The organism is Mesorhizobium sp. M2A.F.Ca.ET.039.01.1.1 (assembly GCF_003998035.1).
GTDB lineage: Bacteria > Pseudomonadota > Alphaproteobacteria > Rhizobiales > Rhizobiaceae > Mesorhizobium.
On the sequence record NZ_RZRY01000128.1, the window covers coordinates 1 to 12,248 of the forward strand.

Sequence of the window (12,248 nt, forward strand, 5' to 3'; positions counted from 1 at the left end):
GAGCACGATTGTGCAGCCCGCAGCCAAGGCCGGCGAGATTTTGCGCGCCACCATGGAGGCCGGGAAATTCCATGGCGTGATCGTGCCAACAACGCCGATGGGCTGCTTGATCACTAGCATTCGGCGGTCTGTCGAGGGTGCCGAGATCGTCTCCCCATAGACGCGATTGGCCTCTTCGGCATACCATTGCAGATACGCCGCCGCATGCGATACCTCTGAAATGGCTTCGGCAAGCGGCTTGCCCATTTCCGCAGTCAGAATCGCGGCGAGATCGCCTGCATGGTCGATGATCAGCTGATGCCATCGCCAAAGAACGTCGCTACGTTCTCGGGCCGTCAACGCGGCCCATCCCGACTGCGCAACATAGGCCTTGTCTACCGCAGCACGTGTCTCCTCCACGCCCATATCGGGAAGCTCTGCCAAAACTTCGCCGGTCGACGGATTGACGACCTCGAACGTCTTATTGCCAACTGGTCTGCCGAGTGCCGGCAGGCGGTCGATGGCTCCAAACAGGTGCGGGGATTTCAGGCGACGGATCATCGGCAGGCACAGGGGCAATACCGGATTCCTCCTCAACGCAGCGAACATCCAGGTCGACGGGCCGTCAGTGTGTATTCTGCACCAGTGGGTTCGTCGTAGGGCCTCGGCAAAGCAGCTGGTAGACCACGCTAGCCCGATGAAAAGACAGCAGTTTCGTTAGTTTGAGTGCCCGCGGTTCATCAATTGATGGATTAAGCAGTCGGATGTTTGCTTCATCCACCATGCCTGCTGGTGGCGTGCGACTGAATTCTGCAAAAAGGCGGCATACATGCTGAGGAGCGCCATTTCGGCGAGAGGCCGCCGGACCGCCAATGCCGCGCAAGGTCGGCGAAAACGACTCCGCGCGTCTGCATGATCTGCTTGGCCCACGGGCCTCCAACGCTCTTCCCACGAGAAGCCCCGATGAAGAAGGAAGGTGTGATGAGTTTCTTTACTCATCCTTGCCGCCCAGCGGCGGGCCGACCACCAAAATGGCGGGCTCGGCCGAAAGCAGCTTTTTGGCCGCCGCCTTGACCTGTTTGAGCGTCACCCGACCGATGCTGCGGGCGCGACGCTGGTTGTAGTCGACGTCGGCCTTGTGAATCTGCAAATCCAGGAGCCGGTCTGCAATCGAGCGGGTCGAGCCCAGTTGGTCGATGGCATAGGCGCCGATCAGGTGCTTCTTCGCCGCCTTGAGCTCGGCCCCGGTCGGTCCTTGCTGCGCCATCTGCTTTACCACATCTCGCACGATGCTCAGTGTTTGGGCAGCGCAGTCCGAGCGTGTCTCTGTCGTAACCAGAAGCGAGTCAAGGGTTAGTTCAGAGCTGACGTGATAGGCAAGGCCGCGTTTTTGACGTACCTCCTCGTAAAGGCGGGAAGTCAAGTATGAGCCGCCAAGGATGTCGTTCAGCAGCACGGCCGCGTAGAAATCCGGCGCGCTAGGCTTCACGCCAGGCCAGGCCAACGTCAGCGAAGTCTGCGGCAGGTCGTAGTTCTCCTCCACCAGTTGACCGAGTTTCGGCGCGACATCGTAGACGGGGACGAGGGTTTGTTGCTCAGGCAAATCACCAAACAGCTGGTCAAGCCTTTCCCTCAACGTGTTCGCGTCAATGTCACCCACCACGGCAATATGGAGCCCGTCGCGAGCGAAAATGGCCTGGTGGAAGGCGCGGAGGTCGGACGGCGTGATGCCGGGGAGGCTCTCTTTTGTGCCTTCTCCCGGCCTTGAACAAGGATGCGCGCCATAGATCGCGCGCAGCCATTTGCGCTGAGCGATGGCGTTAGGGTCTCGCTCGCTGCCGACGATGCGGGAGACAATCTCGGCGCGGACGCGATCGATCGGCCCCTGCTCGAAGCGCGGCGCGTTCAGCGCGAGCCGAAGCAGGCCGAACGCCGCGTCCTGCTTTTTGGAAAGCATGCACATCGATCCGTAGATGTCGTCGCTTTGCGCGTCCAAACTCATTTCGGCGCCGGCATGGTCGAGCTTCACCTGGAAGGCACCGCTGTCGTAATGGCCAGCGCCTTCGATGAACAGGCCGGCCATCAGTTTGGCCATCCCCTCCTTCCCGACCGGGTCCTGCTTGGTGCCGCCCTTGAAGGCAAAGCCGATGTTGACGATTTCCACTGTGTGGTCCTCCACCAGCCAGGCGATGATGCCCTTTTCGGACTTCACCTCCTGGATGTTCATCGCAGCATGGGGCCGAGCGCCGAGCGTCATCTCTTGATTCTCCGTCTTGGGCAAGAGATAGCCCGTGGTCGAACGGTCGAACGCGAGATAGCGGGCGGCAACTGCTTTGATTTGCTCGGGGGTAACCTTGCGGATGCGATTCGGCCGTTCCTCGACATCCTTCACGGTACCGCCGGTGGCCAGCGTCGAGCCGTAGATGCTGGCGAGCCAGTCCAGGTTGTCTTCCGCAAAGATCATATTGAGCAAATAGTGGTCCTTGGCCTTGCCTAGTTCCTCGTTGCTGACACCATCCTCGGCAATGCGGGCAACTTCGGCAGCGGCCGCCGCTTCGAGATCAGCCAGCTTGGCATCGCCGCGCGGTGCGCCATAGATGGCGAACTTGGTGTCGTCGAGCACAGTGCCCTGGAAATAGACGCGGGCGCTGGAAGCGATACCTTGCTGGACAGCGAGCGCCTGGTAGAGCCGGCCGCGGTTACCGCCGCCGAGAATTTCGGCCAGCAGGTCGAGCGCTTCGGCCTCGCCCGGCTTGGCGGTGTGGTAGGACGGCACCACCCACTGCGTCGAAAAACTGGGCACGCTGACGCGGGCGTCTGAGAGCGTGACGGTGCGCCTGGTGTTCTGCTCGGGCTCAACCGGCCGGATGCGCGGCGGCAGGTCAGGTCCGCGCGCCACCTTGCCATAGGTCTTTTCGGCCAGCGCCCGCACCGTGTCCGGTTCGACATCGCCGGCCACGATCAGCACGGAGTTGTTGGGCCAGTAGTACTTTTCATAGAAGACGGTGGCGTCGACGCGGTTCAGCTGCTCGATCTCCTGCATCCAGCCGATGATCGGGATGCGATAGGGGTGGTTCTGCCACAGCGTCGCGTCGATCTCCTCATGGAGAACGTCCTGCGGGTTGGTGTCGGTGCTTGAGCGGCGCTCCTCGATGACCACATCGCGCTCGGTCTTGACGACATCGTCGGTCAGGATGAGGTTTCGCATTCGGTCGGCCTCGAAGCTCATCATCAGCTCGAGCGCCGACGGCGCCACTGTCTGATAGAAGGCGGTGTAGTCGGAGGAGGTGAAGGCGTTGTTGGAGCCGCCGATCTCGAACACTGCGCGGTCGAATTCGCCGCCCGCATGGTTGGTCGTCGCCTTGAACATCAGATGCTCGAAGAAATGGGCGATGCCGGATTTGCCCGGCGGCTCGTCGGCGCTGCCGATCTTGTACCACACCATGTGGGTGACGATCGGCGCCCGGTGGTTGGGAATGACGACCACCTCCATGCCGTTGTCGAGCACGAAATCCCTCGCCTTGCCGTCCTCCCATGCGACGGGGATCGGAGCCGGCCCCGCGCCGACCAACTCGGACGCAACGGACGTCCTGCGAAGCCCATGAGTGCGGGGCTTGCTTGGTAGTTCTGGTAGGGAGAGTGGGGTTATGGGCTGCGTTCCTGGCAAAGTGATCTGTTCCTCATTTTGAAGGATCTATGTCTCCCGAACGCCTATTGGGAGAAAGTGGATCGGCACGCGACGCCGAGCCACATGAGCCGTCAGCGTGTTGCTGGGCCTGACGCGAGCCTCATCTTTGGATGCGTCCGGGAAACTTTCGGCATGGTGAGGCCATGGGAAGTCTGCTCGTTATCCATTGGGTGTTTGCGGATACCTGAGCATGCCCCGTGCCAAGTAAGAAAGCCCCGATTCGCAAGGTTTGATCCAACCTTGATACTTGCGATATCCGACATTGTCGGGCATCCGACAGAAAGCGCCTTTCGCCGGCGCGCCGGCTATGACGCTCGCCTCCTCCGGCGTGACGACGATCCTTTGGCGGGCGCCGCGCACACCGATCTGCCCGCCTATCAGCACCGCGACATCGAAGGACAGCGCGATCGTGACTGGATGGGTCTTACGCAAACATGCAGCAGTGCCACCGCGATCAGGACTTCATCCGCCCCACAAAGACCCGAGCGCGAGGGACGACGTGTAAGGCTAATGATGCCGCGCATAAAGAGGTAAGGTCCCTCGTCGTACCGGCGAGCCCCTTCGCTGGGTCTCGCGAGGGTCTGGTTTGCGAACGTCGACCGACAGCATCACGGCATGGGCGGCCCCATCGGTAGGCAAGCATTGACCGTGCCATCAGCGTTGAGGCAGCGCAGAGCCCAATTTCCCGGTGCCAGCCGGTACGTTGGAGCTTCAACTGTGGCCAGCCAAGCGGGCCGAGGCCGTGAAACTCCTGATACCCTGGACCGTCCGGATTGCAACGCACGACGCCTTGGTCTCGCGCCAACGTCCATTGACGCTCAGCGAAGCATCATGCGGACGAGCTGGGAAAGCTTGGCCGGGCCGGCGCCTTCCCAGGCGCATGGGACGCGCGACGACCCATGTGGACCTTGGATTTCACTACGCACTTACGCTGCTTTGGCCTTGTCAGCAGCCTGAGCATAAAGCGTGCTCAGCTTTCAGGGCGAGCCTCTTTCATGTTGATAGCATCTGTCGTCATTCAGGATCGCCCCATTTTCGCATGCCGCTTGCAGCTTTCAGACTGTTGTCAGCCAGGGCCGCCATAAAGGGTCTCGTTTAACGCATTCGGGAGGCTTCATCACTCGACCACATTAATTTCGGGCGGTTCGCCGGCGCTCCGAATGGCACTTAACACCAGATCCTCTCCAAACCCGTGATGATCCAAGAGGAAAACGAAAAATCCCTAAATCATAAAAAAGCACCGATACGGTCGGCTCCAGGCTGATGAAATTGCGGTCTCACTGGCCACGCACGATACTTGCGATGGCGATGGCCATTGCAAAGGCCGGTCAAGCACCCAAGACGCTGACAAGCACGCCTCCGACCAAAGCTCGATCGTTGGCAGCCTTTCTAGCCGTATACTTGGGGCATTTTGGGACGGCGATCCGGACGCCGATTAAAACCTGCCGGTCGTCTAAATGGAATGGTTGGTCCGGGTCCTTACTGGACCCCGCCAACCCGATCGGGCCGGCGCACAGGGGCACCCAGACAATTGGACACGTCGCCTTTGCGCGGCGGCTTGCACTTTCTCGGATGGCCTTTTTTCTCCCCGGGCGAAATCGAGCGAGCGGTGAGGCGGAGCCTTCGATTTTGCCGATCATGTCGTGTCGCTTCGATCGAACTGCTCAGACGATGATAGCGGCATTGATTGCCGCGGCCGAAATGCGTTGTGTGAAGTACGATTTCTACGCCGTATACATACTGCCGTACAGTTCGCCCTGTCAGCAGCCTTGCCAGCAATCCGCCCTGTGTCCAACTGTCGTCGAATTCACCGGTGTCATTGAGGAATTCGTATGATCGCCTCGAAACCATCATTGCGACCGCGGGCGGGCGACGCAAGCTCTAGACTGCCACCGATCCGCTGGATAACCATGTTAGCGATATGTAGACCAAGGCCTGAGCCCGCAGCAGGAGTAGCACCACGACTAAATCGCTTTGTAAGCCCTTCGAGGTCGGGGAGGGGCACCACCGGTCCGGCGTTTGCAATAGCGATGGTTCCATCAGTTTGGACGGAAACTGTTGTCGGAACAGTGGGCAGTCCATGTATCAGCGCATTCTCGATCAGGTTACGAAGGAGGATCCCAAACGCATCGACATCCACTTTGCGCATCAAAGTGGTGCAGCCGTCGACGTTAAGATGCAGGCGTCCGGCATATTGCGGCTTTTTCCTCAGGTCGTCGATTTCCAGCCGAACCGATCGGACAAGATCGATCGCGTGATCCGCCATGCCAACCCCCGATTCGGCTTGAGCGAGCTGAAGCACTTTTTCGACAAGGCGGCCAAGGCTCGACAGCGCTTGCTCGATGCCGCGCGCACGCATTTTGGCCGACCCATTGGGAAGCTCGGCCACTAATCTCTGCATCTGAGCGATTGAACCTGCGATCGGCGTGCGCAGTTCATGCGCACTGTTTGCGGCGAACTCGCGTTCGGCCTCGAGAGCCGCCCGCAGACGATCGAGAAGCCGATTGACGGATGCCGCGATTGGAGCCAACTCTGCCGGGAAATCGCCCAAGTCCATTGGTGACAGATTGCCGCCGTCGCGCGATCCGATCTGCTGTCGCAGTACCTCGATTGGCCGCAGCGAGCGCCGGATCACGATCCACCAAACAGCTAAGCTAAAGGGCAGGAGCACGAGTGTCGGAAGGAAGACAAAAAGTGCGCCCTTCGCGATTGTGGTACGGCGGCCATCAAGCGGTTCGGCCAACTGATGATACACGCCGTCTTGGATCTCCTCTGTGTAGACGCGGTAATCAGCGTTTCCCCAAAAGCCGTTACTCAGGGGAGCATCAGGGAAGGGCTGCTGACCCTCTTCCGGTTCGGAAATAAGCACTACCCCGTACTTATTAATAACCTGCTCACGATAGGTCCAGTACTTTTTATAAGTTGGCAAGTGGTTATTGTATTGATCAACGTGTTTTCCATTCAAGACCTTGATCAGCTCTGGTTCTCTGTACTCTGCGCTCGCCTGGAGCAAGTCATCCGAACTTTCGTTTACATTATTGCAAAAAATGAACGCAGCAATGGTTGGGGCGGCGATCCAAACCAGGAGCGTTGCCCCGCCTAACCACGATATCAGCTTTCTCGTCATGCTGTTCGAGTTCGTCATGTGACCACGAGCCTGTATCCGGAGCCACGCACGGTTGCTATTCTATCCCCGCCGATCTTCTTGCGGAGCCGGCTGACATAAACCTCCACTGTGTTGCTCTCGAACTCCGAATTGAATGAATAAAGCGCGTGCTCGATCCTCCCCTTTGAAACGACCGAACCGGGCCGGCGTAGAAGGCAGTCGAGCACCGCCCATTCGCGTCCAGACAGGTGGACCTCCTGCCCGTCGCGGAAGAGGCGTCGCTCGGCTGCCTGTATGGAAAGCGTCCCAACCGAAAATTGCGGCTCCGGAAAATGCCCTTGGCGACGTGCCACTGCACGGATGCGTGCCGAGAGTTCCCCCAGATCGAACGGCTTGACCAAATAGTCGTCGGCGCCAGCGTTGAGCCCCTCGATGCGGTGCGAAATCCGATCGCGGGCTGTCAGAATGATGACCGGCGTTGTATCAAGCCCCTTGATCAGCTCCCGCAGATAGTCGATGCCATTGCCGTCCGGCAGGTGAACGTCGAGCAAAATAACGTCGTAGCCGGCCACAGCTGCATGACCGCGCGCTCCGGACAGGCCCTCGGCCCAGTCGACCGCGTGGCCACCAGCCACCAAATGATCGTGCACAGCACTTCTAAGGTCGTCGTCGTCTTCAATGAGCAGTATTCGCATCAGGCTGCCGAGCTCCGGTATGAGGGCAAGGCTCCTGCCTTATTGATCGAAGCTGACAGTAGGCTGAACCGGCGCCAGCGAATATCTGGGGGCTTTCAGGCTGCTGTCAGCTACAATTGCAAGAAAGGGGTCGTTAACAAAGCCAAACGAAGAGGCCTTATGAAACCCCTCCTGATCTCGGCACTTTTGCTCAATGTGACCACCGGCGGCTGTACACTGGTTGGCGGGCAATTCGACGTGGCGGTCAACGAATGGCAGCCGCGCCACGCGTCAATGTCCAGGCTTGAAACTGACAGGTGTCTTAAATACGAGGGCACCGTAGCGGGTGCCTCCAGTTATCGAACAGTGCCTAGCAGGTCAGAAGTGCACTTTGACCATAGGGGTCGTCCGTATTTTCGGCGCTCGCGAACAGAGTCGACGGTCAATCGATGCGCCACTGCCAGAGTCTGGAACGGTCAAGTGTTTGTTATCCCCCGTCCGGGCCATATTCTCTGCCGAGGACCAAGAAGGCCCTATTTTCGGTGCCCACGAACAGAGCCAACGGTCAATCGATGCGCCACTGCCAGGGTCTGGAACGGTCAAGTGTTTGTGATCCCCTGTCCCGGCCGTGTTCTCTGCCGAACTCGCCCTTGTAGTCGGCACACCAAAGATCGTTAGGGCGACAGCCGTTTGAAAGTGGTGTCCCCGTCGCCCTGTTGCGCCTGCGCTTGCGGCGCTCGACCATGCCGGCGGTCGAGCACGGCATGCACGGTCGAGATCGCGGGCCGGTGCACATCCGGATACAGCCGGGCCAGCCGCTCGCGTATCTTCGGCGCACCCCATGTCGGCTTGTCTTGCTTGAGGCGCACAATCAGCTTCTCGATTTGAAACGGAAGCTGATTGGCGTGGCGATAGGGCCGCCGCGATCGGTCCGTCAGCCCCTCCAGGCCGCTGTCGTTGTAGCGCGTGAGGATCTTGTAGCCGGTCTTGCGCGAGATATCGAACTCCCGGCAAAGCACCGCCATCTTCTCGCCGTCCAGCAGCCGGGCGACGAACTTCAGCCGCTCTTCCATGACGTTACACTCCTTCCAAGGCACCTTGCTCTCCTTGCAAAGGGCCGAAAGTGTAACCCATCTATCCGGAATGAACTGTCACCCATCTTTCGGGAAGGGCAGTCATGGCCAAGGCAACTGGAAGCCGAATTTTCTTTTAGAGTATGAATCAGCGCCGTCTGCCGAAAAGCGCGTCCACGATCTTCCCTTTTGAAACGACCGTGCAGGGCTGGGGCAGACGGTAGTCGAGCACCGCCCATCCGCGTCAAGTCAGGTAGACCTCCTGCCCGTCGCGGAAGAGGCGTCGCTCGGCTGCCTGTATGGAAAGCGTCCCAACCGAAAATTGCGGCTCCGGAAAATGCCCATGGCGACGTGCCACTGCATGGATACGCGCTGAGAGTTCCCCCAGATCGAACGGCTTGACCAAATAGTCGTCGGCTCCAGCGTTGAAGCCCTCGATGCGATGCGAAATCCGATCGCAGGCTGTCAGAATGATGACCGGTGCCGATTCAAGTTCCTTGATCAGCTCCCGCAGATAGTCGATCCCATTGCCGTCCGGCAGGTGAACGTCGAGCAAAATAAGGTCGTAGCCGACCACAGCTGCATAATCGCGCGCTTCGGACAGGTTCTTGGCCCAGTCGACCGCGTGGCCACCAGCCACCAAATGATCGTGCATAGCACTTCCAAGGTCCTTATCGTCTTCAGTGAGCAGTATTCGCATCATGCTGCCGAGCTCCGGTATGAGGGCAAGGCTCCCATCTTATTGGTCGAAGCTGACAATAGGCTGAACCGGCGGCAGCGAATTATTTGGGGAGCTTTCAGGCTGCTGTCAGCTACAACTTGCAAGAAAGGGGTCGTTAACAAAGCCAAACGAAGAGCCCCTATGAAACCCGTCCTGACCTCGGCACTTTTGCTCAATGTGACCCCCGGCGGCTGCATCAGCAAATTGATTTGGGAAACAGGCGCGCCGGTTCTAATGACCGACGCAGGCCGAGGTCTGGAACAGCTGGACCAGCGAACGGCGTCTTCGGTTTTTCAGGCAACAGCCACATGGAAGAATATGATTGGCTCGACCATGCGCCGAGCTTTGTCGAACGGATTGGTCGCGGGCGCACTACCACAGATTATGGCAGGTTTACGCCCTGGCCTTGACACCCGGGGTGATCGTCACCGGCGGAGCCGCGGCGTACTGATCGGATATCTAACGTCGCTGAGTCTCTCGTCGGTGCAGTGGATCTCTCGGCTTAGCCATCATGCAAAAAACGACGGTTCCGCGACACCACTTTTCAGGTCCGTGACACAGGCTTTGTGAGCCGATCTGTTGTTCTTACCCCAGGCTAATGGCTGAACAGCTCTGTCGCCGGCTCGATGCGCCAGATGGCGCGATGTTTTGAACCCTTTCACGAGGCGACGGCAGCAGCCGACCGGCTCTCCTATCGCGGCTCCCGCGATCCACACACCCAGCAAGGGAATCTACCATGGTAATGAAGGCACCGGTTGCCGACGCTAGGAATGGGTCGGTAGTAGATCGGCTGGTCGGCATCGACCTCGCTCGGGGCCTGGCTGTCTTCGGGATGTATGCCGCCCATCTCGGTCCCGACCCCGGCGAAGGAGGACTAGTCGGGTTTCTGATGGAACTAACCCATGGGCGGCCGTCGGCCCTGTTTGCCGTATTGGCCGGTTTTTCAATCCTCCTGATTACAGGTCGCAAGGCGCCGAAGTCGGGGATAGCCGGTAGACAGGCCATCGCCAGAGTCGCAATTCGTGCCCTTGTTTTGCTCGCGCTTGGCTCAATCCTGGGCTGCCTCGGTACCCAGGTCGAAGTCATCCTAGAATACTACGGAATTTGCTTCTTGTTGGTATTGCCGCTCCATCGGCTCAGCGCATATCAGCTGGGCTTGATCGCTGCCGCTACGGCATTAGTTCTCCCGCAAGTCCGTTCCTCCCTTCTGTCGGTTGCCCCCAACCTCCTCGACCCGGTCTTCAACCTCATGGTCAACGGCTACTATCCCGCGGTGACCTGGGTTCCTTTCCTCATCGCTGGCATGGCCATCGCGCGCCTTAATCTTAATACGCTAGCAGCGCATTGGCGCCTTGGTCTGGCGGGGGTCGCGCTGGCCGTGTTGGGCCATGGGGGATCCTTGCTCGCGCTGAGTTCCCGCGCTTTGACTGAAACCTCCTTGTGGTGGTCTGACGTTGACGGCGCTTTTGAGCCTTCCAAGTCGTCATTTATAGTCAAGTCGTCATGGATAGCCGCACCTCATAGCGAAACGACGCTTTCGATCGTGGGCAGCACCGGTTGCGCAATGATCATCTTGGCGGCTTGCATGCTCGCTGTGGATGCGCTCCCGCGTCTGCGAAAGCTGGTCTGGCCAATAATCGCAGTCGGCTCGATGTCTTTGACGGCCTATGTGCTGCACATTGCGGGAATAGCCTATCTTATGAAGATAAACATTTTCAAAGACGAGAGCCTGTCCACGCTCTTTGGCTTCGTTGTGGTTATCAGCACTTTTGCGGTGCTTTGGCTGCGCGTCTTCCAGCGAGGACCGATGGAAGTGCTGATGGGTAGGGTCGCAGATCTCGCGCGTCACATCCGCTGAGCACCGCCGCGCCCCGGCCTCCCGATCACATTACGGACAAGGTGGGGCTTTGTCCAAAGCTTGTTCGCGGCAGGGGAGGGTACTTCCTCCCACCCTGCCGCCTTGTTGATGGAAGCTAAAACGGTCGCGCAGGCGCTAGAGTTGCATCGGCATAATCAGCTTAAACTCGCGAAGTTAAACCCGCGGTTGGTCTATCTCGGCCCGCCTCACCTGAAAGGCTAAGGTATCCGTTTCGGTCAAGGGTTTTAGGGGCCATTTTCGCTGCGCCTTGAGGAGAGCGTTTGCTAGGATGAGGAGCTTTCGCAACAAGATGATGACCTTTGCGGGTTTGCCTGCCGCCTTTAGCGCCTGGTATTTTGCCTTGAGGTCGGGGTTGAAGCGCAGGGCGAAGGGCCGGGCATGTAGAGGGCCTGGCGAACATTGGCCCGGCCGCCCAGGCGCGGCCGCTCCATTTTGCCGAGGCCGGCGAGGCTTGCGGCCTTTGGTTCCGAGTTCCGGCATGTCGATGGTGAGTGTGCAGGCGGTGGCATCCGATGCGCCATATGCTGGTCAGGATTTCGCGGCGCTGGACAGCGTCGGGATCGGCTTTCATGAGGGTAAGCATCGTCTGATCGATATCGCTGAGTTCACGTGGATCTGCTTCCAGCCACTCGTTGTTGTGGCGCCTGAGCAAGGCAAGCGGTCAAGGTCTGGCTCTGGTGCTGGCTGCGGTGCGATCCCCGCACGGGCCAGGTGCCGATCGTGTCGACGATCCACCTCGCCGCGACCAGAGAGCTGCTACTCTCTTCCGCTGTTCATTCTGGCCTCTTCGCAATGAATGTCATAAAATCACCTGTCGCAATTAATGGTTTTTGATTTGGCTCCAGCAGCTGGCAGATATCGCCGAGAGTTCCGCAGAGAGCGTCGAAAGTTTTGGCCGCCTTCTTCCGCAGCCGCGCCTTGAGTTTTGAGCAGACCTGTCTTGATCGGGTTGAGATCGGGCGAGCATGGCGGCAGGATCAGGAGCCAGTGCCCTTTGGCCAACCAGTGGGCGGCGCGTACCTTGCCGACAATCTGGGGTTCCGAACCCGACAGTTGGTTTTCAACCCGACAGTGGCCCGCCTCAGAGCAGGCTACCGCCCTTCGGAGCAGGCAGAAGCTAATCGAGGT

The 12,248-nt window shown here is 59.2% G+C and carries 6 protein-coding genes and 3 pseudogenes; 1 reads left to right on the forward strand and 8 read right to left on the reverse strand.

Annotated features, from left to right (window positions below):
- The 7 genes and pseudogenes from EOA24_RS12735 to EOA24_RS12765 form a co-directional block, all read right to left on the reverse strand.
- The coding region (locus tag EOA24_RS12735; protein WP_127409841.1) for an aldehyde dehydrogenase family protein at positions 1-558 on the reverse strand (558 nt) is incomplete at its 3' end.
- Between the two features lie 412 nt (positions 559-970).
- Positions 971-2,236 carry a pitrilysin family protein gene (locus tag EOA24_RS12740; protein ID WP_236383468.1) on the reverse strand — a complete coding sequence of 422 codons (1,266 nt, stop codon included), beginning with the start codon at positions 2,234-2,236 and terminating at the stop codon, positions 971-973.
- A 9-nt stretch (positions 2,237-2,245) separates the two neighbouring features.
- Positions 2,246-3,550 (reverse strand): annotated as a pseudogene (locus tag EOA24_RS12745) (pitrilysin family protein); the annotation flags it as partial.
- A 1,933-nt stretch (positions 3,551-5,483) separates the two neighbouring features.
- Positions 5,484-6,812 carry a HAMP domain-containing sensor histidine kinase gene (locus tag EOA24_RS12750; RefSeq protein ID WP_126063917.1) on the reverse strand — a complete coding sequence of 443 codons (1,329 nt, stop codon included), beginning with the start codon at positions 6,810-6,812 and terminating at the stop codon, positions 5,484-5,486.
- A complete protein-coding gene (locus tag EOA24_RS12755) occupies positions 6,809-7,468 on the reverse strand; it encodes a response regulator transcription factor (RefSeq protein WP_024505389.1) in 660 nt (219 codons plus the stop codon). The genes EOA24_RS12750 and EOA24_RS12755 overlap by 4 nt, the downstream gene beginning before the upstream one ends.
- Positions 7,469-8,087: 619 nt before the next feature.
- A pseudogene (locus tag EOA24_RS12760) lies at positions 8,088-8,520 on the reverse strand (helix-turn-helix domain-containing protein); the annotation flags it as partial.
- 244 nt (positions 8,521-8,764) lie between these two features.
- On the reverse strand, positions 8,765-9,223 hold the full coding sequence (locus EOA24_RS12765; protein ID WP_224570033.1) for a response regulator transcription factor: 459 nt from the start codon (positions 9,221-9,223) through the stop codon (positions 8,765-8,767).
- 754 nt (positions 9,224-9,977) lie between these two features.
- On the opposite strand from EOA24_RS12765, the gene EOA24_RS12770 reads away from it, so the two are divergent.
- A complete protein-coding gene (locus EOA24_RS12770) occupies positions 9,978-11,099 on the forward strand; it encodes a DUF418 domain-containing protein (RefSeq protein ID WP_024505387.1) in 1,122 nt (373 codons plus the stop codon).
- A 794-nt stretch (positions 11,100-11,893) separates the two neighbouring features.
- Here the strand turns inward: EOA24_RS12770 and EOA24_RS42985 are convergent.
- A pseudogene (locus tag EOA24_RS42985) lies at positions 11,894-12,110 on the reverse strand (transposase); the annotation flags it as partial.
- Between the last annotated feature and the right edge of the window lie 138 nt (positions 12,111-12,248).